A 24,702-nucleotide genomic window follows, 5' to 3' on the forward strand; every position below is an offset into this window, starting at 1 on the left:
GAACGGCCGACATCATGGACATCGTTCGCCGCAGGAACAGCTTTAGTGTCCGATCCCGTCTATCCTCCGATCAGCCCCGTGAAGACCGGCGTTCGCGCCCGCTGCCCCCGCTGCGGCCAGGGTCCCGTGTTCAAGGGCTATCTGAGCCTGCGCGAGTCTTGCCCCGAATGCGGGCTGGACTACAAGTTCGCCGATCCGGCGGACGGCCCGGCCTTCTTCGTCATGTGCGCCGTCGGCGTCGTCGGCATGATCGCCTTCATGATCTTCGAGTTCACCGTTCATCCGCCGGTCTGGGTCCACTTCCTGGTGACCTTCCCGGTGCTGGCGGCCATGTGCCTGTCGGTGCTGCGCCCCTTCAAGGGCTGGATGGTGTCCGAGCAGTATTTCCACAAGGCTGAGGAGGCGACCTTCGTCAGCGTCGGCAAACATGGCGAAGGCTATGGCTGGCGCGGCCAGGCCGAGCGCGCGGCCAAGGCTGCGGCCCGCGACAAGGACTGATCCGACCGAGAATTTAAAAAGGACGCCAGCATCGCCGGCGTCCTTTTTTCATGGCCTCAGCGCATGACCCGCAGAGTCACGCCCACCGTGCGCGGCGCGCCCAGGAAGGCGCCCAGGGTGCCCGTCTGGAACGGGGCGCCGAAGGCCACCTGGCGATAGTCCTGATCGAACAGATTGCGGCCCCACAGCTCGACGCTCCACGCATCGTCCCGCGCCAGGGCGACGCGGCCGTCCACCAGCCAGAAGCCCGGCTGGCTCTTGGCCGGATCGAGGTCCGAGCCGGTGTTGTATTCCGACGAATATTTGGCCGCCAACGTCACCCGTCCGGTCAAGCCGGCCGTCACCGGCCGCTCATAGGTTCCGGCCAGCGATCCGCTCCACAGGGGAGCGAAGTTCATCCGCTTGCCCGCCAGCAGCGGCAGGCCCGGCACGGCGTCGTCGCCATACTCCGTCTGGGCGTAGGTCAGGCCGCCCTGCAGCGACAGACCCTCGAACGGCAGGAACATGAAGTCCGCCTCGACGCCCTTGGCCCGCACCTCGGGGATGGAGCGGACCAGGAAGGTCGTGCCCAGGAAGGTGTTCAGCTGGAAGTCGTCATAGGTCTGGCGGAAGGCGGCGGCCGAGACCAGCAGGCGCCGGTCCAGCATCACGCTCTTGATCCCCGCTTCGAAGGCGTCGGCGCTCTCGGCCGGGAAGGCGCGCGAGGCGTCGGGGACCAGATTGGTCTGTCCCCGGTCCAGGTTGAAGCCGCCGTTCTTACGCCCTCGCGACCAGGAGGCGTAGAGGCGCGTTCCTTCGGCCGCCTTGAACTCGGCGCGGGCCATGCCGGTCCAGGCCTCGTCCTTGACCGTCTCGGACTGGCTCAGGCCGTTGAAGGCGGGGTTCGACCACGGCAGGCACAGGATGGCGTTGCGGACGCCGTTGGCCAGGGCGGCGGCGCAGGCGCGCCCGCCGTCGGTGTTGTGATAGGCGGCCGTCATCTCCTTGGTCTCATGGGTGCGGCGCAGGCCCCCGGTCAGGGTCAGGCGGTCGGTCACGGCGTAGGAGACCTGGCCGAACAGGGCGGCGCTGCGGGCCGTCTGCCAATAGCGGTCCAGCTGACCCTCGCCCTCGACGAAGCTTTGGCCGACGGGAAGCCCCGTGATGCCGGACACGAAGGCCGGGTCGCCCAGCGGGTTCGACGCCGAGCGCGACAGCAGGCGGCTGACATAGCCTTCGTAATCGGCGCCGTAGAACAGGCTGTCGCGACGGGTCAGCTTCTCATCGGCGAAGAAGGCGCCGGCCGACCAGTCCAGCTTTCCGTTCTGGCCCGACAGGCGGAACTCCTGCGTCAGGGTGCGGAAGCGGTTCGACCAGCTGCCGTCGTCCGGGCGATAGGCCAGGTCGGCCGAGGTGAAGTCCCAGTCCTGACTGATGACGCCGCGCCAGTCGCGCACCGCCGAGGTGCTTTCCAACGTCGCCCAGCCCAGATCGGCGTTCAGGTGCAGCGCCAGCCCCTTGTCGCGGATGCGGGTGTTGGTGTCGCGGTTCGAATAAGCCACGCGATCCCACGGCTTCGGCGTCGCCGCCACGCCGCCGTCGGGCGCAAAGGTCGCCAGCAGGGGCGCCGTCGCGCCTGTCACCAGCTGAACGCCGACGCAGCAGCGCTCGTCCCGCTCGGTCCAGTCTGCGGTCAGGCGGGCGGTCAGGTCCGGCGTGGCGCGCCACAGCAGCTGACCGCGCACGGTGTCATAGTGTTCGCTCTGATCGTCGGTCGAGGTGCGCGGCCCCTCCCCCGTCTTCACGTCATAGAGGCCGTCGCGGCGACGCGCGGCGGCATACAGCCGCCCGGCCAGAACCTCGTCCACGATCGGGCCGGTCAGGGAGACGGAGCCGCCGTGCGTTCCATAGTCGCCGAAGGTCGCCTCGCCCGCCATGCGCGCGTCGAACGACGGGGCGGCGGTGACGACGTTGATGACGCCCGCCGAGGTGTTCTTGCCGAACAGGGTCGCCTGCGGACCCTTGAGCACCTCGATGCGCTCGACCTCGCCCAGATCGCCCAGCGCCGCCCCGTTGCGCGGGCGGTAAACGCCGTCGATCATGACGCCGACCGAGCTCTCCACGCCCGGATTGTCGCCTACCGTGCCGACGCCGCGGATGCGGGCGGTGGTGAAGGTCTGGTTCGAGGTCGAGGCCACGATCAGGCCCGGCGCCAGGATCTGCAGATCCTTGATGTCGCGCACGCCGACGCCGTCCAGCAGGGGCTGGCTCGCCACCGTCAGCGACAACGGCGTCGCCGCCAGCGGCGCCTCGCGGCGCTCGGCCGTCACCACGATCTCGGACACCTGGGTCGGGCCGGTGTCTATAGGCGCTTCGGCCAGAACAGGCGCGGCGAAAGCAAGCACGGACAGAGAGGCGGACGCGAGAGACGCGGCGCGAACGGCGAAATTCATGGGAGGAAAAACCGCTTTGCGGAGCGACGGCGCAAGGCTTCGTCGCGGACTGTCAACGGCTGTAACAGTCCGGTCGGCAGGACGAAACCCTGGCCGACCATCATCAAATGATGACTTTTAGGCGCGCCCCGCCAGCGGTCCCGAGGCGCGCGGAGCGAAGCTGTGCTCCACCCGGCTGCGATGGGCGTCGACGTCGTTACGAACCCCGCCGCCGATGCGGCACAGCTGCTCCAGCCCGCGCCCGCCGCCGCTTTCGTGTGATGTGATCAGGTCCAGAAGGCGCTCCGCCTCGGCCAGGGTCTCAGGCCGCTGCTCCAGCAGCCAGACCTCAAGCGCCCCCAGTTCAGCCATCAGCCCCCCCGCACGAACGGAGGCCTCAAGCCGTTTGTCATTCCATTGACGAAGCAGCGCGCGGGCCGCCTCCATCGTCCACTGTTGAGCCATGTCGCCCCCCAAAGGCGAAGCGTCGGGCGGCTTCGATTTCCCAGACGCCGAAGAAAAATGTCAGTGACGTCAGGAACCAGAGGACCCAGATCAACGTCATCGCGGCCCAGGCCAGACTGGTCGAGGTCAAGAACGGCGCGACGTAGACCAAGGTCGACACCAGGTGCAGCGCAGCGGCCATCACGATCCACCACCGCCCCGCCCGCTCGGCGATCAACCACAGGGCGAGGAAGGCCGTCGTATCGATGATGACCACGCCGAACTCAAACCCCTGCGGGCTCGCGTCATCGACCGCGTAGGACAAGGTCAGAGCCATCAGGACGACGCCGGCGGCCGCACGGTCCCAGGTCCTTCCCCGCCAGAGCAGCAGGAAAAGGCCCGCCAGACTGAACGCCAGCAATGCGAACTGCAGTGCGAGCTGCACAGGGGTCATCGACGTCTCCGCTCGGCCCGATCAGTCGTCAGGCGCTTAAATCCCTTTGATCATGCGCATCTCCGCCCATCATAAGCGTCAGCGCAGGCTATGGATCATCTCCAGGACGGGAGGAATTAAACTGATCGCAGCGGCTGCGAGCAGAATCCACGCCAGCGCCCCGCCCAGGATCAACAGCAGAACAGAGCCGCCGACCGTGCGTGGCCGACGCCAGCGCCCCAGGCCTACATAGCTCCCATAGAAGGGAACCGGCCAGGGTGTCTTCCCGTCCTCGACACGTTCGGAACCTGCAAGGACGCCATGTTCTGAGCCCAGAAACGGCTCGGACGACAGGGGCGGCGATTGCCGTGAGTAGGAATTACTCAGCAGGCGGGCCGCCTGCTGGCGGTCGGAAACGCCCAGCTTCTCATAGGCGCGATGCAGGTGGTTCTGAACGGTGCGGGGCGACAGGTTCAGTTGCTGGGCGATCTCCTTGTCGCCCAGACGTTCCGCTACGAGCAGAAGAATTTCCCGTTCGCGCGGCGTCAATTTGTCGATCGCCGAAACTATGGTCACAAAACCCGAATATCCATTTGAAAGGTCGCGCGTCCAGTCTTCAGCGACGCCCGCGACGGATAGGTCGTTAGGTGTCGCCGCGATGCGACACAACCTTTGCGTTTCAGCATTTCCATTGCATGTCGTCGGAGGATCGCCGCACTAGGAGCCGAGACTGGATAAGAAGACAGAGGGAAGCGCATGCTGGCGACGTTGATGGGCGGCCTGGGACTGATCGTGGGCAGCTTTCTGGGCCTGGTCAGCCTGCGTCTGCCCAAGGGCCAGGATGTCGTCGTGCAGCGCTCCCGTTGCGGGTCATGCGAGCGCCCCCTGAAGCCCTGGCGGCTGATCCCGGTCGTCAGTTGGGCGATGACGCGCGGGAAGTGCAGCGACTGCGGCGCGGCCATTCCTGTGCGCTATCCCCTGATCGAGCTGGCCGCCGCCGCCATCGGCGTCTGGGCGGCGCTGCGCTTCGACGATCCCGCCTGGGCGCTGGCGGGCGCGGTGTTGGGCTGGCAGCTGCTGCTGATCGCCATCATCGACGCCGAGCATTTCTGGCTGCCGGACGCCCTGACTCTGCCGCTGTTTCTCAGCGGCCTGTTCGCGGCTGTGGCGCTGGACCCCGCCAATGTGCAGAGCGGCCTGCAATGGTCGCTGGTCGGCCCGCTGAAGACGCCCTTGATCGGGGCGGCGGCGGGCTTCGGCGGCCTATGGCTGCTGGCCTTTATCTATAAGCGCCTGCGCGGTCGCGACGGGCTGGGCGGGGGCGATCCTTTCCTGTTGGGCGCGATCGGCGCCTGGGTCGGCTGGATGGGCCTGCCCAGCGTGCTGCTGTGGGCGTCCTTGAGCGGCCTGAGCCTCGTCGCGGCCAAGGTCGTCCTGCGCCGCCCCGTCGCCGGAACCGACCGCCTGCCGTTCGGCGTCTTTCTGGCCATCGGCGCCTGGCTGACCTGGCTTTACGGCCCCCTCGGGCTCGGCGTGACCGGCTAGAGGGACAGCAGGTCGGACCAGCGCCAGCGCCCGCCGCTACCCAGCGCCACGCGCGGCGCGCCCGGCTGGTCGCTGAGCGTCAGCAATACATAGCCGTTCACGGTCTCGGCCTTACAGGCGCGCGGCGAGAAACCGACCGTGACGGCGATGGCCTGTCGCACCCCGGCCAGCCCCTTGCCTGCCTCGCCGGGGCTTTGCAGCCAGTCGCCGTTCCACATCAGGATCGCCCGGCCCGAGGCGCCGGAGGTGCGATAGGCCTGTCCGATCGCGGCGTTGATCCGCGCATCATTGCGCAGGGCGTTCTGGATGCGCTTGACCATGTCGCACCCCTGCCCTGAACCGCCCCCTGCGCCTGAACCGGAGCCGCCGCCCGAGCCGCCCGACCCGGAGCCCGCCCCGCCGCCTCCGCCCGTCCCCTGCCCCGCGGTCAAGGCGCCGCTGAGCGCGCCGTCTCCCAACAGCACGAAGGACACGCTGGGTTCCGGCGCCGAGATCGGCAGCGGCTCGACCTGCGGCGCCACAGGCGTCGGACGAGGGGGGCGAGGCGTCGGCGGCGTCGGGGCAGCGGCCCGCGCCTTCTGGGGCGTTTTCGCCGGAACCGGAACGGGCGTCGCAACCGCGGGGGCGGCAGGCGCCGGTTCAGGCTGAGGCGCGGGCGCGGCCTCGGCGCCTCCCGCCGGCGCATCGCCCGGCGCCGGCTCTGAAGGCGCGGGCGGGGGCGGCTCGACCAGGATCACCTCGACCGGCGGCGGCGGCGGCGGCGCGACGACGGGCTTGACCGGAGCCGTCATCATCATCGCCAGGATCAGGCCATGCGCCGCGATGCTGGCCGCAACCGGCAGGACCCCGGACCGTTTACGCCTCGACGCCCGCCTCACTACCTGGCGCCTGTTCCGCTGCAGGTTCCGCGAACGCCCGATGGTGACATTTGCAACAAGGCTCCTCGCCGTTCAGATCGCGAGAAACTGATCACCTGAGAACGTCAGGAAAAAGGCGTCAGGCGAGGAAGGGAGAATAACAAGAACGTCGGTTCTTTATATTTTTTTACAGTCAAGCTGAACCTTTTCACTTCTTCGCGCGTCTTTGCTCCGCCGTTTTGCAACCGACATCGGTGCGGCGCGTAACATCCCCGGAGTTGGGCCGGGCACGAAGGAGACTTGATTTGATCAATTTGGCATCTAGGACCGCTGTTATCGGCGCCGTCGCCGTTCTCGGCATCGCCGTCAGCGGCTGCGCCAGCCATCGGTTCGTCCGCGACAACGTCCAGGTCGTGAACGAGCGCGTAGACGGCGTCGACGCTCATCTGACGCAGGTCGAAGGCACGGCGGGCGAAGCCCTTGCCCGCGCCAACGCCGCGCACAAACTGGCCCAAGGCAAATTCCTGTACGAAGTCGTTCTGTCGGACGACTCGGTGAAATTCCCGGTCAACCACACCGAACTGTCGCCGGAAGCCGAACAGCGCCTGGCCGAACTGGTCCAGCGCCTGCGCGCCGAGAACGCCAACGTGTACCTGGAGATCCAGGGCCACACCGACTCGACCGGCACCGACCAGATCAACGAGCGTCTTGGCCAAGAACGCGCCGAAGCGGTGCGTCGCTTCCTGAGCGATCAGGGCATCGCCCTGAACCGCATGGCGACCATCTCCTACGGCGCCTCAAAGCCGGTGGCTCCCAACAACACCCGTGAAGGCCGCGCCCAGAACCGCCGCGTCGCCATCATGGTTCTGGCCTAACAGCCAAGAGCGAAATCGGCTGAGTTGGACGCATGCCCAACTCAACTCAGATATTTGCTCCAAGTAGTTCTGGACCCTTGTTCCGGGTGCGGTCGATTCCGACTGACCCGCAAAGGGTCTAGCCATTCGCTCCGGCCTCCTGCCCCGGCTGGAACGAGAAACGGCGGCGTCCCGCGAGGGGCGCCGCCGTTGTCATTCTGACGTTCAGCTTCAGTCCGCGCGCTATTGCTGACCGGCGGATCCGCCCGCCAGATCCGACAGGATGGGACAGTCCGGACGTTCGTCCCCGGCGCAGCATTGGGCCAGGTAGCGCAGGGTGTCGGCCATCTCGCGCATTTCGCGGATGCGGGCGTCCAGATCCTCCAGATGTTTCTGCGCCATCGCCTTGACCTCGCGGCTGGGCCGGGCCTCGTCGCGCCACAGGGACAGCAGGCGGCTGATCTCCTCAATTGAAAAGCCCAGCCCCCGCGCCCGGCGGATGAAGCGCAGGTCGTTCAGGTCGCGCTCTGAAAAGTCGCGGTAATTCCCCTCGGTGCGGTCCGCAGGGCGGATCAGCCCTTGCGCCTCATAATAGCGGATCATCTTGGCCGAGACGCCGGTCGCCTCAGCAGCCTTGCCGATGTTCATCGCGCGGCTCCCTTCGCGCTGCCGATATGGGGTTTGAAGGCGCGCAGGCGCAGGGCGTTCAGCACCACGCTGACGCTGGACAGGGCCATGGCCCCCGCCGCCAGCATGGGCGACAGCATCAGGCCGAAGACCGGATACAGCACCCCCGCCGCCACCGGGATCAGCAGCACGTTGTAGCCGAAGGCCCAGGCCAGGTTCTGGCGGATGTTGTTCATCGTCGCCCGCGACAGGCCGATGGCGCTGACCGCGCCGCGCAGGTCGCCGCCGGTCAGGACCACGTCCGCGCTCTCGATCGCCACGTCCGAGCCGCCCCCGACCGCAAGACCAACGTCCGCCGCCGCCAGAGCCGGGGCGTCGTTCACCCCGTCGCCGACGAAGGCGACCCTGCGCCCGCCCTTTTTAAGCGCCTCGATCACCGCCACCTTGCCGTCCGGCATGACCTCGGCGTGGACTTCGTCAATGCCCAGACGACGCGACACGGCGGCGGCGGTGCGGCTGTTGTCGCCGCTGATGACCGCCACCTTCAGCCCCAGCTCATGCAGGGCGGCGATCGCCTCGGCCGTCGTCGCCTTGACCGGGTCGGCCACGGCGATGATGGCGGCCAGTCGACCGTCCACGGCGGCGTAGAGCGGCGTCTTGCCCTCGTCGCCCAGACGGGCCGCCGCCTCGGCGAACAGGGCAACGTCGCAGCCCAACTCGGCCATGTAGCGGTCGGCGCCGACCGCGACGCGCGCCCCGTCAACCAGACCCGTCACGCCTTTGCCGGGGATGGAGGCGAAGTCCAGCGGCCGGGCCACCGTCGCGCCGCGCGCCTCGGCCGCAGCGACCAGGGCGCGGGCCACCGGGTGCTCAGACAGGCTTTCCAGCGCCGCCACCTGGGCCAGCACCGTCGCCTCGTCAAAGCCCTCGGCCGTGACCAGATCGGTCAATGTCGGCTTGCCCTCGGTCAGGGTGCCGGTCTTGTCGAAGGCGACGACGTCCACGCCCTGCAGGGCCTGAAGCGCCTCGCCCTTGCGGAACAGCACGCCCAGCTCGGCCGCTCGGCCCACGCCCACCATGATGGAGGTCGGCGTCGCCAGCCCCATGGCGCACGGACAGGCGATGATCAGCACGGCCACCGCGCTGACCAGCGCCATGCCCAGCGACGGCGACGGCCCGAACAGGAACCACGCCAAGAAGGTCAGGGCGGCGATGGCCATGACGGCGGGCACGAACCAGCCCGTCACCTTGTCCACCAGCGCCTGGATCGGCAGCTTGGCCCCTTGGGCGGCCTCGACCATCTTGACGATCTGGGCCAGCACGGTCTGGGCGCCGACCTGACGCGCCTCGAAACGGAAGGCGCCGGTGGTGTTCAGCGTGCCGCCCGTGACCTTGCCGCCGGCGGTCTTCTCGACTGGGATCGGCTCGCCCGTCAGCATGGATTCATCGACAAAGGAGGCCCCGTCCGTGACCACGCCGTCGACCGGCACTCGCTCACCGGGGCGCACCACGACCACGTCGCCGACCTTGACCGCATCGACGGCCACGTCCTGCTCGACGCCGTCGCGCACCACGCGCGCAGTCTTGGCCTGAAGCGACATCAGGCGGCGGATCGCCTGGCCCGTGCGGCCCTTGGCCCGCGCCTCGATCCAGCGCCCGACCAGGATCAGGGTGACGATCACCGCCGCCGCTTCGAAATAGATGTTGGCCGTGCCCGCAGGCAGCCACTGCGGGGCAAACGTAGCCACCGTCGAGAAGGTCCACGCCGCCGTCGCGCCCAGCACGACGAGGGAGTTCATGTCCGGCGCCCAGCGCAGCAGGGCGGGCACGCCCTTGCGGTAGAAGATGATCCCCGGAACGAACAGCACGAAGGTCGCCAGCACGAAGCTGATGACCTTCCAGTTGAAGGCGCCGATCGTCTCGCCGATCCAGTGGTGCATCCCCGGCACGAAGTGCGAGCCCATCTCCAGCACGAACAGCGGCAGGGTCGCCGCGCCCGCGATCAGCACCGCCCGGCCCAGCTTCCTGATCTCGGCGTCGCGAGCGGCCTGTTCGCGGTCGCTGGCGTCCGGCCCGGCGTTCTCGGGCGTGTCCAGCACATAGCCGGCCTGTTCCACGGCGGCGGCCAGATCCTGAAACGTCGTCGTCCCCGACAGGAAGCGCACGGTCGCCCGCTCGGTCGCCAGATTGACGCTGGCCGACAGCACCCCCGGCACGGCGGCCAGCGCCTTTTCCACGCGGCCGACACAGGACGCGCACGTCATGCCCCGCACAGGATAGGCGACCTCCTCCTGCATCGGCTCATAGCCTGCGCTCTTGATCGCGGCGGCCACGGCGGCGGCGGAACCGTCAGGCGACAGCGACACCTGCGCCCGCTCGGCGGCCAGATTGACCTGCGCGTGCGTGACGCCCGGCACGGCGCGGATGGCCTTTTCGACCCGGCCCACGCAGCTGGCGCAGGTCATGCCCAGCACGGGTATATCCAGTGTTCTGAAGCCTTCGGCGGCCATGGCGTCGTCCTCGCAAACCTTTGACGACGACACTGCTAAACCTTCCCATCAAGGGAAGGTCAACAGTCAGGAAACCCGCCGCGGAGGCTGGGGTTAGAGAGGCCCCGGAGTGCGCCATAACGTTCACCCGCGTCTCATAAGGGACAAGCGGATCGCCGATCGCCGCATGACGCACGAAGCCGATGATATGGGCGGCGATGTCAGCGTTGCGCGCGCCCGACCATAAGGCACCGAAGCCTCAACGAGGTCGCTCGCCACACCCGCGAAGCAAGCCAAGTCGCCCTCGCCGATGACGCCATGACGATGCTTGAAAAGGCCGAAACGACTACAAGCGGTGTCTAACCAGTTAGACACCTCGCCCTATGTACCTGATTTAACACACGAAAAAGCGAGGGGTGGCGACCCCGGGAGGACTCCAACCTCCGACCTCGGCTTTAGGAAAGCCTTGCTCTATGCAGCTGAGCTACGGGGCCACGCGCGTCTGCCTAAAGGAGGTTGAGGCGTCAGGGAAGCCCCTGCGAAAACGGAGCGCTCGGCGACGATCGCGCGAGGGTTCGGCGTTGTGGTTAAGGCGCGTTAAGCTACTATCCCTAGTAGGGAACAAAGCCTGAATCGGTGAACGTCGCCGATTCGGTCATGATTCGTTTCGCCCGTGTTCCAGGGCGCGGTAAGGTTCCGCTTACCATTCCTCGCTTCCGCTTTCTTCCTGTCGGTCCCGCTTGTGCAAGCGGGCGGGGTTCGCCACCTTGGGCGGGTCATGAGCGATCGGTCCGCAGGCATGGCTCCATCGCGCGTCACGGCGATCCTGGGCCCCACCAACACTGGCAAGACCCACTTGGCGGTGGAGCGGATGCTGGGCCATGGCTCGGGCATGATCGGCCTGCCGCTGCGGCTGCTGGCGCGCGAGATCTATGAGCGGATCGTCAGGCGGCGCGGGGCGGCCTGCGTCGCCCTGATCACTGGCGAGGAGAAGATCGTCCCGCCGCGCCCCGCCTTCTTCGTCTGTACGGTCGAGGCCATGCCGCTGGAGCGGTCGGTCGACTTCCTGGCGGTGGACGAGATCCAGCTGGTCGCCGACCCCGAGCGGGGCCACGTCTTCACGCAAAGGCTGCTGCACGCGCGCGGCCGGTTCGAGACCATGTTCCTGGGCGCCGGGACGATGGCGCCGCTGATGCGGTCGCTGGTTCCGGATGCGGAGATCGTGACCCGCGACCGTCTGTCGACGCTGTCTTACGCCGGGTCGAAGAAGCTGACCCGCCTGCCTCGCCGCAGCGCCGTCGTCGCCTTTTCGACCGAGCAGGTCTACGCCATCGCCGAGTTGCTGCGCCGTCAGAGGGGCGGGGCGGCCGTAGTCATGGGCTCGCTGTCCCCCCGCACCCGCAACGCCCAAGTCGAGCTGTTCCAGTCTGGCGAGGTGGACTTCCTGGTCGCCACCGACGCCATCGGCATGGGGCTGAACATGGACGTGGACCATGTGGCCTTTGCGGGCCTGCGGAAGTTCGACGGGCGGCGCACGCGCTGGCTGCACGCCGCCGAGATCGGCCAGATCGCGGGGCGGGCCGGGCGGCACCTGCGCGACGGGACCTTCGGCGTCACGGGCGAGGCGGAAGAGCTGGACGAGGACCTGGTCGAACAGGTGGTCGAGCATCGCTTCGATCCGGTCGAGGCGGCCGAGTGGCGCAGCGGACGGCTGGATTTCGACACCCTGCCCGACCTGCTGCGCTCGCTTACGGTGACGCCGGATCGTCATGGGTTGCGGCTGACGGCGCAGGCGCTGGACGAGACCCTGCTGCGGCGCTTTGCGGTCGATGAGGACGTCAGGAAGATCGCCCGCTCGCGCGGCGCTCTGATGCGTTTGTGGGAGGCGTGCCAGCTGCCGGACTTCCAGAAGACGACGCTGGACGAGCACGCCCGCCTGTCGAAGGAGATCTTCACCGCCCTGACCAGCCGACGCGGGCGGCTGACCGAGGACTGGGTGGCGCCGCGTTTCAACGACCTGGACCGCGACGACGGCCAGATCGACCAGCTTTCGGCGCGGCTGTCGGGGGTGCGGACGCTGAGCTACATCGCCAACCGGCCCGACTGGATGGCGGGCGCGCAGGAGTGGCGCGACAAGACCAAGGCGCTGGAGGAGCGGCTCAGCGACGTGCTGCACGAGCGGCTGACGGCGCGCTTCGTCGACCGGCGCACGGCGGCCCTGATGCGAGCGCTGCATGTGCGCTCGGACGTGCTGGCGGGCGTGGCCGACGACGGCGAGGTGACGGTCGAGGGCGAGGTGGTCGGCCATCTGGACGGGGTGCGCTTCACCGTCGACGCGGGCGGCTCGGCCCTGGCCGACCGGGCGCTGCGACAGGCCGCGACGCGCGCCGTCGGGCCCGAGGTGGCGCGGCGGCTGGGACGACTGGCGGCGGACGAGGACGCGGCCTTCGGCGTCACGCCCGACGGCGGAGTTCTGTGGACCGGGGCCCTGACCGGCCGCATCGTCAACGAAGACCCCTTCTCGCCACGCGTGCGGCTGCTGGGCGAGCTGGGGCCGGCGCCGGCGCGCGAGCGGGCCGAGCGGCGCATGGAGGCCTGGCTGGCGGGCGAGGCCGGACGCGCGCTGAAGCCGCTGAAACGGCTGCGCCATGCGATCGAGAGCGGCGCCCTGACCGGCCTGCCGCGCGGCCTGGCCTTCCGCCTGATCGAGGCGGGCGGCCTGATCCCCCGACGCGAGGTCGAGCGCGACCTGGCGGCGCTGAGCCAGCATGAGCGGCGCACGCTGAAGACCTTCGCCATCCGCGTCGGCGCCCATTCGGTCTGGCTGCCGGGCGTGACGAAGCCGCGCGGCGCGGCGCTGGCCCAGGCCTTTCTGCCCCGCGAGGCGGCCAACGGCCTGGCAGGCGAGGGCCTGCTGCCCCTGCCGGAGCCGGCGCCCTCGGCGCGCGCTCTGTCCGCCTTCGGCCGACGCGCGGTCGACCGCTGGACAGCGCCGGTCGAGGCGCTGGAAGCTCTCGCTGACGCGGCGCGGGCGGCGGGCAAGGAGCCGCTGTCAGCAGAAGCGCTGGATGCGCTCGGCTGGACGGCGGATCAGGCCAAGGCGATCCAGGCCGCCCTGCGTACGCCGCGCGCCGAGCGGGCGCCGCGCCCCGGCACGCCCACGCCGCCGCCCAAGGATTCGCCCTTCGCCGCCCTCGCCCAGCTGACCCAGCTGGCGCGCCCGGCCCCCTCAGCCACGCCCAAGACGGCGCGCAGACCCCGGCGACGCCCCCGCAGAGCGGCGGCCGGCAAGACCGCCGAATGAGCGTGGAGAGCTGTCGCATCGACCTCTGGCTGTGGCGGGCGCGCTTCGCCAAGACCCGCAGCCTGGCCGCCTCTATGGTCGAGAAGGGCGCGATCCGCCTCACGCACAACGGCGTCCAGACGCGCCTCGACAAGCCGAGCCGCAGCGTTCACCCCGGCGACGAGGTGCTGTTCGCCCAGGGCGGGCGGCTGGTCGCCGTGCGCGTGGTGCAGACGGGCGAAAGGCGCGGCCCGCCAGAGGAAGCGCGCGCCCTGTATGAGGCGCTGGACTAACCCCTCTCCTCCCCCTGCAATGGGGAGGAGAACTCAGCCCTGCGGCTTCACGAACTCGCCTTCGATGTGCAGCTTCACCTCGTCGCCCAGCGCGGGCAGGCCGAAGTTGATGCCGAAGTCGGACCGCTTGATCGTCGCCTCGCCGTCGAACCCGGCCTTGTAGCCGCCGCGCGTCGGACCGGCCTGATTGAACTCGACCTCCATCACGACCGAACGGGTCACGCCGCGCAACGTCAGATCGCCGTGAACCGTCGCCTCGCCGGGCTCGTTGGCGTCGATCACGATCCGCGTCGAGCGGAAGGTGGCGACCGGATGGTTGGCGGTGTCGAAGAAATCCGCCGTCTGCAGGTGTTTGTTCAGGCCGTCGGAGTTGGACGCCACGTCCGTCAGCGGAATGGTGGCGGTCAGGGTGCTGGCGGACGGATTGGCGGGATCCAGCTTCAGCTCGGCCTGCACGTTCACGAACTGACCGACATAGGTCGAGAAGCCCAGATGATCGACCGACCAGGTGATCTTGCCGTGCGCGGAATCCAGCTTGTAGTCGCCAGCCTGCACTTCGGCCGGGACCTTGGTCATGGCGGCCTGGGCTACGACCGCGCCGCCTGTCAGCAGGCTAAGCGCAACGCCGGCGGCGCCGATGCGGCCGAGAGCCGAGCGAGGGATGAAACCTTGATTGAAAGTCATAGGGCTGCCTCCAGGAAGACGATGATTCGGCGTTGGCGAAAGGAAGCGCGGCCCGGCGCCGTCGGGCCTGAACAGCGTTGCAACAGCGCCGTCGGTTGACAGTTGGTTCCGTCGGGGCCATGTGCCCGCCCTCGACCTCCTCGCTGCCACAGGCCCGCCCGAAACGCCATGACCTACATCGTCACCGACGCCTGCGTGAAATGTAAGTTCATGGACTGCGTCGAGGTGTGTCCGGTGGACTGCTTCTACGAGGGCGAGAACTTCCTGGTTATCGCGCCCGACGAATGCATCGACTGCGGCGTGTGCGAGCCCGAGTGCCCCGTCGACGCCATCGTCCCCGACACCGAGGACGAGCCGGATGGCAAGTGGCTGCAGGTCAACGCCGAATACGCCAAGGTCTGGCCCAACATCACGGTCAAGGGCGTCCCCCCGGCGGACCGCGAGCAGTACGAACGCGAAACGGGCAAGTTCGAGAAGTATTTCAGCCCCAAGCCGGGCAAAGGCTCCTAAGAACGCGCCACATTGCAGTCACAATGTGCCAGTCGTCGCCGACGGCCCTGTGGATGTTTTGAGATTTCCTAATTTTATGATAGGTTCCTCCCTATTCGAAACGGGCGGTACCGCAAGTCTGCGCGCCGCCCGCATTTACGACAGAACCTCGCCGCGAGGACGGGGTCGGCCAGAGGTTCGGTGATCCTTTTTCGCGTCTGACAATACCACCTCCGCTCAACCGCCTGGCTCCCTGCCCGGCGGCCGGGCGGATTTTGCTTTGAAAGACACGGCGGAGATCTCGCCCTTCGGTTCGGGAAAGGAATGACATGACGAGCAAGACCGGTCTGGAATTCAAGGTTGGCGATGCGGTGGTCTATCCCGCGCACGGCGTCGGCAAGGTCGCCGCGATCGAGACTCAGGAAGTCGCCGGCATGGCGCTCGAGGTCTACGTCGTGACCTTCGAGCACGAAAAAATGACCCTGCGCGTCCCGACCAAAAAGGCCAAGACCGCCGGTCTGCGCACCCTGGCCGCCGACGACACCGTGTCCAAGGCCCTGACGACCCTGAAGGGCCGCGCCCGCGTCAAGCGCACCATGTGGTCGCGTCGCGCCCAGGAATATGAAGCCAAGATCAACTCGGGCGACCTGATCTCGATCGCCGAAGTGGTCCGCGATCTGCACCGCGCCGACACCCAGCCGGAACAGTCCTATTCGGAGCGTCAGCTCTATGAATCGGCTCTGGACCGCATGGCCCGTGAAGTCGCCGCTGCGAACAAGATCGACAAGGACGCCGCCATGGCTCTGCTGGGCAAGTCGCTCAGCGCCAAGAAGCCGGTGGCTCCTGCGGCCGAAGAGGCTGAAGCCGCCTGATCCAAGGCGCCCGCCGATAATGAAAAAGGCCCGGCTGCGACGCCGGGCCTTTTGTTTTGGGTCGAACCGCTGAGTTTAGAAATACTCCGCACCGGCCGGGCATTGGGCGGCCAGCCGCCGCGCCGTGATGCTGGCGGGGATGTAGGGCGTCCCGCGCGCCAGCTGGGCGCCGCCGTTGAAGCGGAAGGCCTGCTCCTCATAGGTCCCGTTCAGACGCACGTTGATGCGCCGGCCCTTGCGATCCTGACAGCTGCCTTCAAAGCGGGCCTTGCCGTCGCCGACCTCGCGCGTGGGGTAGGTGCAGCGCCATTTACGCGTCGACAGGCCGCCGAAGAAGCGGTTGATCTCGCTGGGACGAACGCATTTCTGCTCGGTGTCGCGAGCGCCCATCACGCTCGTAGTGTATTCCCAATAACCGGGCAGGACCTCGGATTGGGCGGCCGACTGGGCTTGGGGCGCCGACGCGGGCGCGGCCAGCATAACAGCGCCCGCGACCATGGGGGCGGCGACGGCCATCAGCTTGGCCAGGTTGGGCAGGGTCTTCATGGATTTGCCGTTCATGGGACTCATCATGGGGTCTCTATATAGTCAGGGCTTGAACGGCTGCTGAACGAAGGTGATCCCTCGCCTTCACAATGACTCGACGCGTACTGCGCCACGACTCCGGCCTTGACGCCCGATGATTCATTCCTCTATACGGCCACCTCTCGCGTAGGCCTCCTTGGCTTGCCGCGCCCCTGTTTCATGCGTCCGCGCCGGTATTGCGGATGTGACCTTGAGGATCTTCAGATGTCGCGTCGCTGCGAACTCACCGGTATCGGCCCCATGGTCGGCAATCACGTGAGCCACTCCAACATCAAGACCAAGCGTCGTTTCCTGCCGTCGTTGAAGACGGTCAAGGTTCAGTCGGACGCTCTGGGCCAAACCTTCTCGCTGCGTATCTCGAACGCCGCGCTTCGCACCCTGGACTTCAAGGGCGGCCTGGACGCCTTCATCGTCAAGGCGCGCGACGAGCAGCTGTCGATCGCCGCCCTGCGCATCAAGCGTCAGGTCCGCGCCAAGCTGGCCGAGCAAGCCGCCGCCTGATTGGCGTCAGCTGACGGATTTTGAAGAGGCCGGTGGAAACACCGGCCTTTTTCTTTTGAGCGCGCTCCCGCTACCCTCACGGCTCGTCCAGCCGGAGCCTCAGCCTTGCGCCCCCTCGCCGCCCTCTGCCTGACCACGGCCCTATTGTCGTCCCCAGCCTTCGCACAGGAGGCCGCGCGCGAAACCTCCGCCTTCACCCTGTCCAGCGGCACGCCGCGCACGGCGGAGCAACTGGCCCTGCGTTTCGACAAGGCTGACCTGTCCTTCAAACTGCTGCCCGAGACGCAGTCGCTGGAAGGCGTCGCCGTTCTAGACTTCACCGCCACAGCGTCGACAGCGGCGGTCGTGGTCGAGTTGGACGCCGTCTTCGCCATCGCCGCCGTCACCGTGGACGGTCAGGCGGTCGCCGACTGGTCCAACCCCGAGGGGCGGCTGACCATCCCCCTGCCCCGCCCTCTTAAGACCGGGGAGACGGCCAGCGTCCGCATCGTTTACGCCGGCCGCCCGCATCAGGCCAAGCGCGCACCCTGGGACGGCGGCTTCGTCTGGACGACCACGCCCGACGGCCAGCCGTGGATCGCCAGCGCGGTTCAGGGCGAGGGCTGCGATCTGTTCTGGCCCTGCATCGATCATCCGCAGGGCGAGCCGGAGCAGGTGGATCTGCACATCACCATCCCCTCGACCCTCAGCGCCCCCGCCAACGGGCGCTTTCTGGGCAAGAGCGACAATGGCGACGGCACGACGACCTGGAACTGGACGACGCGCCAGCCCGACACCTACGCCATCAGCCTGAACGTCGGCCCCTATGTGGAGATGGCCGCCGACTATCACAGCCGGTTCGGCAATGTGATTCCCTTGCGCTTCTGGCGCCTGGCATCCGCTGATCCGGCCAAGGCGCAGCGCCTGTTCGACGAATTCCCGCAGATACTCGATTTCTATGAGGCGACCATCGGCCCCTTCCCCTTCGGCGACGAGAAGATGGGGGTGGTCGAGACCCCGCACCTGGGCATGGAGCACCAGACCATCAACGCCTATGGCAACGGCTATAAGCTGGACGGCAAGGGCTACGACTGGCTGCTGCAGCACGAACTGGCGCACGAATGGTTCGGAAATCAGCTGACCAACGCCGACTGGGACGACATGTGGCTGCACGAAGGGTTCGGCACATACATGCAGCCCCTCTACGCCCGCTGGCTGAACGGCGAGCGGGCCATGCAGGCCGAACTTCAGACCATGCGGCTGACCCTGGCGAACCGCTTCCCGGTCGTGTCCGGCCAGTCGCAGGACGCGGCGACCGTCTATCACGACAAGACCGGCCCGGCGCTGGATCTCTACTATAAGGGCGCGCTGATCGCCCACACCCTGCGCCTCTACATCCGCGACGACGCCTTCTATGAGAGCCTGCGCCGCCTGGTGTACGGCCGCGCCGACCCCAAGCCGGGGAACTTCCAGCCGCGCTACGCCACGACCCGCGAGTATATGGCCATCGTCAATGAGGTGACCGGCCGCGACCTGGGCTGGTTCTTCGACGCCTACCTCTATCAGGCCGCCCTGCCCGACCTTGTCATGTCGCGGCAGGACGACCAGGTCACTCTGGAGTGGAAGACCGGAAACGGCCGCCCCTTCCCCCTGCCGGTCGAGGTCGAGGTGGACGGCGAGCCGCTCGCCTTGCCCATGACCAACGGCCGCGCGACCTTCACCGCCCCCGAAAGCGCGCACATCCTGCTGGACCCCGGCTCGAAATTACTGAGACGGTTAGAATATCTGGAGGCGTGGAAAGCCTCGCAGGCGAAGACGAACTAGCGCCTGCGCGACACTCGCACCGGCCAGGGCGCCCGTTGCCCTATGCCTTGAGCAAGACCTCTAGGCGCGCCAGGCTAGCTGCGCCCGCTTTGTCGAAAGACGGCGGATGTGAGTTCCCATCGTCCCCAATCCCACGACAGGCTCGACGCAAGCCTGTCGCCTCCAGGCAGTTTACCGGGGCTAGAGCGATCCGTCCTTCTTGCGCCGCCGCACGGGCCGCCACCCGCGCGGGCCGCCCGAATGTGGCAAATGTGTCAAAGCGACGAAAATAAAGCGCAAAAAAGGCAAGACTCGACTTCTGGACCTAAACATGGCTTTTTCCGGGCGCTGTCATATGGCTATAGCTAAGCTCACGTCGACGATTGTGACGTACGGTAGCGGCCCAGGCTGGGGAAGAACCTTCAGCAATAATGGGCGCGCGTTCTTCAATGGGGGCCTCTTTTGAAAAAGAGATTTATGCGCGAGCAGTTGCTCGCAACGACAATAATCGGGGGAGCTGCGCTGGGCTTCATGGCGGCCACGCCTGTCATGGCGCAATCTGTCAGCGAGGAAGTGTCCGAGGTCAGCGCGATCGTCGTGACCGGCTCGCGCATCCGCCAGCCGGGCTATGAGGCGGCCAGCCCGATCTCATCGGTAGGGGCCGAAGAGATCGCCCTGGAGCAACCGGTCGCGGTCGAAGAACTGGTCAAGGACCTGCCGGCCGCCGTTCCGGCTGTCGGTTCGGCCACCAACAACGGCTCGGGCGGCGGCGCGACCATCAACCTGCGCGGCCTGGGCACCAACCGTACGCTGGTGCTGATCAACGGCCGCCGCGTTGTGCCGTTCAACCTGGCCGGCGTCGTCGACACCAACACCATCCCGGTGGCGCTGGTCGAGCGCATCGACGTCGTCTCGGGCGGCGCCTCGGCCGTGTACGGCGCTGACGCCGTCGCCGGCGTCGTCAACTTCATCCTCAAGGACAACTTCGAAGGGGTGGAGTTTGCTTCATCCTACGGCATGTCCGAAGAAAACGACGCCATCCGTCGTAAAGTCGACCTGACCATCGGCGGCAACTTCGCCGACGACCGCGGCAACGCCGTCGTCAGCTTCGGCTACACCAAGACCGACCCGCTGTATCAGGATCAGCGTCCGTGGGGCCTGGTCGCGCGCTCGTCGAACACTGGCGCTCCGCTCGGTTCGGGCACCTCGGTCCCCGGCCGCTTTGGCGTGACGCCCGTCGCTGGCGGGACCCCGCTGCCGTCCGGCGCCGAAATCAATCCGGCCACTGGCGCCCTGATCGGCGCGGGCTCGCCCGGCTACAACTCGGCGGGTTATAACTACAACCCGTTCAACCTGTATCAGACGCCGCTGAGCCGTTATCAGATCAACGCCCTGGGATCCTACAAGATCAGCCCGGCGGCCGAGGTCTACAGCCACCTGACCTACGTCCAGAGCAACGTCTCGCTGGACAACGCTCCGACCGGGACGTTCGGCAACACCTACAGCGTGCCGATCGGCAACCCGCTCATCCCTGAACCGATGCGCCAGCAGCTCTGCGCGGCGCGCGGCATCCCGGCCGCCAGCTGCGTCCCCGGCGCCGCCGGTTCCACCATCGTTCCGCTGACCATCAACCGTCGCTTCACCGAGATGGGCAGCCGCCCGGTGGACTATGAGAACAAGACGGTTCAACTGCTGGCCGGCATCCGCGGCGACATCGGCGCCAGCTGGAACTACGACGTCTACGCCTCGCACGGCGAGACCGAGCAGCTGGTGACGCGTCGTGACTGGGGCTCGCTCTCCAAGCTGCGCAATGCGCTGAACACGACCTCGGCCACCCAGTGTATCGCTCCGGGCACCACCACCCCGGTGGCCGGCTGCGTGCCGATCAACGTCTTCGGCGCCGAAGGCTCGATCACCCAAGCGATGATCGACTACATCAACCTGGCCTCGATCAATAAGACCTCGATCGACCAGGACGTGATCTCGGGCTCGATCTCGGGCGTCCTGCCTGAGCAGCTGAGCAGCCCGTGGGCCGCCCGCCCGATCGCGACGGCCTTCGGCCTGGAATGGCGTCGTTCCGGCGCCGCCACGCGCGCCGATGCTCCGTCCCAGATCAACGGCGAAGTCCTGGGCACCGGGGCCCCGGTTCCGGATCGTGAAGGCCAGTTCGAAATGCGCGAAGCCTTCGCCGAACTGTCGATCCCGCTGGTCGAGAACCTGCCCTTCGTCCAGAGCCTGAACCTGGAAGCGGGCTACCGCTACACCGAGTTTGAAGCCTCGGGCGCCAAGACCGACTACGGCAGCTACAAGATCGGCGGCGACTGGTCGCCGATCGAGGACGTCCGCGTCCGCGCCATGTTCCAGCGCGCCACCCGCGCCCCGAACATCGGCGAGTTGTTCAACCCGCAGGTCACCGGCCTGAGCAACCTGGCCGTCGACCCCTGCCAAGGCGCCAGCATCAACGCGGGCCAAGCCACCGCGGCCGGCACGCTCAGCAATCTGTGCCGTCTGACGGGCGTTCCGACCGCAGCCGTCGGCTTCGTCGCGCCGCCGAACTCGGGCCAGGTCAACGTGCTCACCGGCGGCAACCCGAACCTGGGGCCGGAAGAAGCCGACACCTGGACCATCGGCGCCGTCTGGCAACCGGCCTTCGTGCCGAGCCTGCGTCTGAGCCTGGACTACTACGACATCAAGATCGACAAGACCGTCAGCAGCAACAGCGTCAATGACGTCATCCAGGGCTGCTACAGCACGGCTTTGAACCCGAGCTTGACGTTCAACGAGTTCTGTCAGCTCATCGGCCGCAACACGGCCAACGGCACGCTGAACGGCGTTGAATCCCCGGGCGTGGCCCTGCTGCTGTCCAACCTGGGCAATGAGCGGGTGTCGGGCTTCGACCTGGCGGCCAACTATCGCGTCGAACTGTCGGACTACGGCTTCGGCGACGTCGGCCGGATCGACCTGAGCGTCAACGGCAACATCGTCACCAAGAACGAGAGCCAGGCCACCCCGTCGTCGATCCTGCGCGACTGCGTCGGCTTCTACTCGACCTCGTGCGGCGAGCCGCGCCTGAAGCAGCGTTGGACCAGCCGTGCGACCTGGTCGCTGGGCGACTACGCCGCCTCGCTGCAGTGGCGTCACCTGGACGGCGCCGTGGTCGAACCGGGCACCGGCAACTGGTACGCCCCCTACGCCAAGATCGACGCCTACAACTACTTCGATCTGACCGCGCGTTGGGACCTCACCGAAACCGTGCGCTTCACGGCGACGGTCAACAACCTGCTGAACGAGGCGCCCCCCGAGGTCGGCTCGAACATCGGCACCACGGCGTCCAACAACGGGAACACCTTCCCGCAGACCTATGATGCGATTGGCCGCTACTACACCTTCGGCCTGCGTCTGAAGTTCTAATCGGAACGAAGGTCAAACAGGGCGACGGGAAGCATTCGCTTTCCGTCGCTTCTGGAGCTGAAAACTTCAAGGCTCGCCTCGGCGGGCCTTTTTTCATGCCGCCCGGCCTAGGGTTCCAGCTCGATGTCCCAGTAGAGATAGTCGAGCCAGCTCTGGTGCAGGAAGTGCGGCGGGAAACGACGTCCCGCCTGTTGCAGCTGCCAGGCGCTGGGTTGGTGGGCGGTGCGGCGCAGGGGCATCTGCGCCTGGCCGGGCGTGCGGCCGCCCTTCTTCAGGTTGCAGGGTCCGCAAGCGGCGACGATGTTCTGCCACGTCGTGCGCCCGCCGCGCGAGCGCGGGATGACGTGATCGAAGGTCAGGTCCTGGGACGTGCCCGGCTCGCCGCAGTACTGACAGGCGAAACCGTCGCGCAGGAAGACGTTGAAACGGGTGAAGGCCGGCTTGCGGTCCTGGTCCACATAGGACTTCAGGCAGACCACGCTGGGCAGCTGCATCTCCAGCGAGGGGCTTCGCACGACCTTGTCATAGGTGGCGACCACGTCGACGCGGTCCTGCCACACGGCCTTGACCACCTCTTCCCAGGGCCAAAGCGACAAAGGGAAGTAGGACAAGGGCCTGAAATCGGCGTTCAGCACCAGGGCTGGAAAGCCGGACGGCGGACGGGTCAGGACCTGCATCAGGCCCTCCCGCAGATACGGGGGGTTATCGACGCGACAGGACTGAAGACACGTCTCCTTCCTTGGTCTGATGGCGAAACCCTACGCCTGATTCTCCCGCATCGCCATGACAGATACGGCGCGTTTTCGTGACGCGGCGGTCAGAACTCCTCGACCAGTTCAAAGCGTTCGCAGACCACCTTCATGCCCGGCGCCCAGGTGCCTTCGCGGCGGAAATAGGCCTCATGGGCGTGGTGCCACCATTCGTAGCTCAGGTCGCCCTCCCCCTCGGCCCGGGCGAAGTCCTCGCTAACCTGCTCGAAGGGCATGATCTCGACCTCGGTCGTACGGATCGCGCAGCGAGGAACGCCGGCGCCGTCCAGAATGACGCTGACCTCGCCCACGGTCGGCATGATGTCGGCCTCGCACGACGCCAGCGACGAACAGGTCGCGCGCTTGCCGCCGGCCAGCACCAGGGCCAGCAATTCATCAGCCAGTTCAGGGCTGTCGCCAAAGGGCCAACGGGGCGCGGCTGCATAGGCGGCAGGAAGGTCGTTCATCTGCGTTCTCGTCAGTTGGGTTCAATATCGCGAAGCGGCGGTTGGGAAGGCGGGCAGGCTCCAGCCCCATTTCAGAGCGCCGGCCCGCACGCCGAACCCGGCCACGACAGCCACCGCCACAGCGGGCCATGTGGGAAGGCTCACGGCCTTCAGCCCGACGAACAGGGCCGCCGAGACCAGGGCGGCGGTGATGTTCAGCTCGCGCCGCAGCAGGATGGAGGGCTGGTGCGCCAGCACGTCGCGCACAATGCCGCCGAAACAGGCTGTCAGCACGCCCATGACGATGCAGATCAACGGCGTCACGCCATAGGACGCCGCCTTGGCCGCCCCCATGACGCCATAGGCCGCCAGCCCGACCGCATCCAGCCACAGCAAGGCCCGGAACCGCCACGAGCGCGCGCCCAGCAGCCAGAAGCCGACGGCCACCGCCACACAAACCGCCACATAGACCCAGTCCTGCACCCAGAAGACCGGCGCCCCGATCAACAGGTCGCGCAGGGTGCCCCCGCCCATGCCGGTGACGGCGGCGAAAAAGGCAAAGGTCAGAACATCGTGCTTGGCCCGGGACGCCGCCAGGGCGCCGGTGGCGGCGAACACGGCCACGCCCGCGAAATCCAGCAGCGGCAGCACCGCAGCCGGACGAACCAGGTCTGCGCCCGCGATCGGCTCCAACATCGTCATCATCCCCAGGGCGCCGCCGGGCGCCGTCTTCGGGGTCGCCCCCAGCCTTCATGAAGACGAGGATCAGGCGCCCTCGTCCAGCGCGATTTCGCCGCGCCGAACGCCACCATACCACCCCCAGAGCAAATGCGCCGCCACCGCGCGATGCGGCCGCCAGATCTCGGCCCGGGCGTAGGCCTGTTTCTCATTTGGACGGTCCTCGGCGCGGTCCGCCCAGCGCATGGCCTCCTGCAGGGCCACGTCGCCGCCGGGGAAGACGTCCTGTCGCCCCTCGCAGAACATCAGGAAGGTCTCGGCCGTCCACCGCCCCACCCCCTTGATGGCCACAAGGGCGGCGATGGCCTCGGCGTCGTCCAACCGCTCCAGATGGTCGAAGTCGATATGACCCTCGGTCTGGGCGCGGGCGATCTCATGGCCGTACTTCGCCTTCTGGCCGGACAAGCCGAAGCTCCGCAGCGTCTCGACATCGCGCGCCAGAACCGCCTCGGGCGTCACCTGCCCGTCCAGCCCCTCGACCACCCGTCTCCAGATCGAGGCGGCGGCCGCCACCGAAACCTGCTGCTCGACAATCATGCGGAACAGGCCCTCATAGCCGCCGGGCCTCAACCGCCATTCAAACACGGGCGTCGAGGCGTGGGCGCGCGCCAGGGCCGGATCGGCGGCGGCCAGAGCCTCGCGGGCGGCGGCGACGGAGGCGGGAGACGGAGCAAGGGCCATGGGATCGTATCGACAGAAAAACGGCGCCGC

23 protein-coding genes and 1 tRNA gene are annotated in these 24,702 nt (G+C 67.4%); 10 read left to right on the forward strand and 14 right to left on the reverse strand.

Going from position 1 to position 24,702, the window contains the following annotated elements:
- The first annotated feature begins 45 nt into the window (after positions 1-45).
- Positions 46-498, forward strand: a complete 453-nt coding sequence (locus tag DA69_RS09465; protein WP_025978481.1) for a DUF983 domain-containing protein — start codon at positions 46-48, stop codon at positions 496-498.
- Positions 499-554: 56 nt separating this feature from the next.
- Here the strand turns inward: DA69_RS09465 and DA69_RS09470 are convergent, their stop codons facing one another.
- From DA69_RS09470 to DA69_RS09485, 4 genes are all read right to left on the reverse strand, one after another.
- Positions 555-2,930, reverse strand: a complete 2,376-nt coding sequence (locus DA69_RS09470; RefSeq protein ID WP_025978482.1) for a TonB-dependent receptor — start codon at positions 2,928-2,930, stop codon at positions 555-557.
- A gap of 117 nt (positions 2,931-3,047) precedes the next feature.
- Complete coding sequence (locus tag DA69_RS09475; protein ID WP_025978483.1) at positions 3,048-3,281, reverse strand: hypothetical protein; 234 nt, start codon at positions 3,279-3,281, stop codon at positions 3,048-3,050.
- A gap of 37 nt (positions 3,282-3,318) precedes the next feature.
- The gene (locus tag DA69_RS09480) at positions 3,319-3,807 is read right to left on the reverse strand and encodes a hypothetical protein (protein ID WP_025978484.1); all 489 of its coding nucleotides are present in this window, start codon (positions 3,805-3,807) and stop codon (positions 3,319-3,321) included.
- A 78-nt stretch (positions 3,808-3,885) separates the two neighbouring features.
- Positions 3,886-4,455 carry a helix-turn-helix domain-containing protein gene (locus DA69_RS09485; RefSeq protein ID WP_025978485.1) on the reverse strand — a complete coding sequence of 190 codons (570 nt, stop codon included), beginning with the start codon at positions 4,453-4,455 and terminating at the stop codon, positions 3,886-3,888.
- Between the two features lie 87 nt (positions 4,456-4,542).
- On the opposite strand from DA69_RS09485, the gene DA69_RS09490 reads away from it, so the two are divergent.
- On the forward strand, positions 4,543-5,331 hold the full coding sequence (locus DA69_RS09490) for a prepilin peptidase (protein ID WP_025978486.1): 789 nt from the start codon (positions 4,543-4,545) through the stop codon (positions 5,329-5,331).
- Here DA69_RS09490 and DA69_RS15025 read toward each other — a convergent pair.
- Complete coding sequence (locus DA69_RS15025) at positions 5,328-6,209, reverse strand: hypothetical protein (protein ID WP_025978487.1); 882 nt, start codon at positions 6,207-6,209, stop codon at positions 5,328-5,330. The genes DA69_RS09490 and DA69_RS15025 overlap by 4 nt on opposite strands.
- 293 nt (positions 6,210-6,502) lie before the next feature.
- Here DA69_RS15025 and DA69_RS09500 point away from each other — a divergent pair, with 293 nt between their 5' ends.
- Entirely contained in the window at positions 6,503-7,063 is a 561-nt protein-coding gene (locus DA69_RS09500; protein ID WP_082891526.1) for an OmpA family protein, read from the forward strand.
- 222 nt (positions 7,064-7,285) lie between these two features.
- Here the strand turns inward: DA69_RS09500 and cueR are convergent, their stop codons facing one another.
- The 3 genes from cueR to DA69_RS09515 all read right to left on the reverse strand — a co-directional run bounded on the left by cueR (position 7,286) and on the right by DA69_RS09515 (position 10,652).
- Positions 7,286-7,690 carry a Cu(I)-responsive transcriptional regulator gene (cueR, locus tag DA69_RS09505; protein ID WP_025978489.1) on the reverse strand — a complete coding sequence of 135 codons (405 nt, stop codon included), beginning with the start codon at positions 7,688-7,690 and terminating at the stop codon, positions 7,286-7,288.
- Positions 7,687-10,179: a heavy metal translocating P-type ATPase gene (locus DA69_RS09510; RefSeq protein WP_025978490.1), complete on the reverse strand. Its 2,493-nt coding sequence runs from the start codon at positions 10,177-10,179 to the stop codon at positions 7,687-7,689. Before DA69_RS09510 ends, cueR begins: the two co-directional genes overlap by 4 nt.
- A gap of 396 nt (positions 10,180-10,575) precedes the next feature.
- Positions 10,576-10,652 (reverse strand) — tRNA-Arg (locus DA69_RS09515).
- Positions 10,653-10,936: 284 nt separating this feature from the next.
- On the opposite strand from DA69_RS09515, the gene DA69_RS09520 reads away from it, so the two are divergent.
- Positions 10,937-13,462, forward strand: a complete 2,526-nt coding sequence (locus DA69_RS09520; RefSeq protein ID WP_025978491.1) for a helicase-related protein — start codon at positions 10,937-10,939, stop codon at positions 13,460-13,462.
- The gene (locus DA69_RS09525) at positions 13,459-13,734 is read left to right on the forward strand and encodes an RNA-binding S4 domain-containing protein (RefSeq protein ID WP_025978492.1); all 276 of its coding nucleotides are present in this window, start codon (positions 13,459-13,461) and stop codon (positions 13,732-13,734) included. The genes DA69_RS09520 and DA69_RS09525 overlap by 4 nt, the downstream gene beginning before the upstream one ends.
- Before the next feature lie 33 nt (positions 13,735-13,767).
- On the opposite strand, the gene DA69_RS09530 is transcribed toward DA69_RS09525, so the two are convergent.
- Complete coding sequence (locus DA69_RS09530) at positions 13,768-14,418, reverse strand: YceI family protein (RefSeq protein ID WP_025978493.1); 651 nt, start codon at positions 14,416-14,418, stop codon at positions 13,768-13,770.
- 168 nt (positions 14,419-14,586) lie between these two features.
- Here DA69_RS09530 and fdxA point away from each other — a divergent pair, with 168 nt between their 5' ends.
- Together fdxA and DA69_RS09540 are read left to right on the forward strand one after the other, a co-directional pair.
- The gene (gene fdxA / locus DA69_RS09535) at positions 14,587-14,928 is read left to right on the forward strand and encodes a ferredoxin FdxA (protein ID WP_003166185.1); all 342 of its coding nucleotides are present in this window, start codon (positions 14,587-14,589) and stop codon (positions 14,926-14,928) included.
- Positions 14,929-15,236: 308 nt separating this feature from the next.
- A complete protein-coding gene (locus tag DA69_RS09540; protein ID WP_025978494.1) occupies positions 15,237-15,779 on the forward strand; it encodes a CarD family transcriptional regulator in 543 nt (180 codons plus the stop codon).
- A 75-nt stretch (positions 15,780-15,854) separates the two neighbouring features.
- On the opposite strand, the gene DA69_RS09545 is transcribed toward DA69_RS09540, so the two are convergent.
- Positions 15,855-16,340, reverse strand: a complete 486-nt coding sequence (locus tag DA69_RS09545; protein WP_235599143.1) for a DUF3617 domain-containing protein — start codon at positions 16,338-16,340, stop codon at positions 15,855-15,857.
- 228 nt (positions 16,341-16,568) lie between these two features.
- On the opposite strand from DA69_RS09545, the gene rpmB reads away from it, so the two are divergent.
- The 3 genes from rpmB to DA69_RS09560 all read left to right on the forward strand — a co-directional run bounded on the left by rpmB (position 16,569) and on the right by DA69_RS09560 (position 22,058).
- Positions 16,569-16,865: a 50S ribosomal protein L28 gene (gene rpmB / locus DA69_RS09550; RefSeq protein ID WP_003170390.1), complete on the forward strand. Its 297-nt coding sequence runs from the start codon at positions 16,569-16,571 to the stop codon at positions 16,863-16,865.
- A gap of 105 nt (positions 16,866-16,970) precedes the next feature.
- Complete coding sequence (locus DA69_RS09555; protein ID WP_025978496.1) at positions 16,971-18,668, forward strand: M1 family metallopeptidase; 1,698 nt, start codon at positions 16,971-16,973, stop codon at positions 18,666-18,668.
- Positions 18,669-19,178: 510 nt separating this feature from the next.
- Positions 19,179-22,058 carry a TonB-dependent receptor domain-containing protein gene (locus tag DA69_RS09560; protein ID WP_235599144.1) on the forward strand — a complete coding sequence of 960 codons (2,880 nt, stop codon included), beginning with the start codon at positions 19,179-19,181 and terminating at the stop codon, positions 22,056-22,058.
- 107 nt (positions 22,059-22,165) lie between these two features.
- Here DA69_RS09560 and DA69_RS09565 read toward each other — a convergent pair whose 3' ends face one another.
- From DA69_RS09565 to DA69_RS09580, 4 genes are all read right to left on the reverse strand, one after another.
- A complete protein-coding gene (locus tag DA69_RS09565; RefSeq protein ID WP_201105680.1) occupies positions 22,166-22,738 on the reverse strand; it encodes an HNH endonuclease in 573 nt (190 codons plus the stop codon).
- A 137-nt stretch (positions 22,739-22,875) separates the two neighbouring features.
- Entirely contained in the window at positions 22,876-23,274 is a 399-nt protein-coding gene (locus DA69_RS09570; protein ID WP_025978499.1) for an ASCH domain-containing protein, read from the reverse strand.
- Between the two features lie 21 nt (positions 23,275-23,295).
- Entirely contained in the window at positions 23,296-23,958 is a 663-nt protein-coding gene (locus tag DA69_RS09575; RefSeq protein ID WP_025978500.1) for a trimeric intracellular cation channel family protein, read from the reverse strand.
- Positions 23,959-24,018: 60 nt separating this feature from the next.
- Positions 24,019-24,672, reverse strand: coding sequence for a DNA-3-methyladenine glycosylase family protein (locus DA69_RS09580; protein ID WP_025978501.1), 654 nt, complete (start codon positions 24,670-24,672; stop codon positions 24,019-24,021).
- Between the last annotated feature and the right edge of the window lie 30 nt (positions 24,673-24,702).

This window comes from Brevundimonas naejangsanensis, from assembly GCF_000635915.2.
GTDB classification, from domain to species: domain Bacteria; phylum Pseudomonadota; class Alphaproteobacteria; order Caulobacterales; family Caulobacteraceae; genus Brevundimonas; species Brevundimonas sanguinis.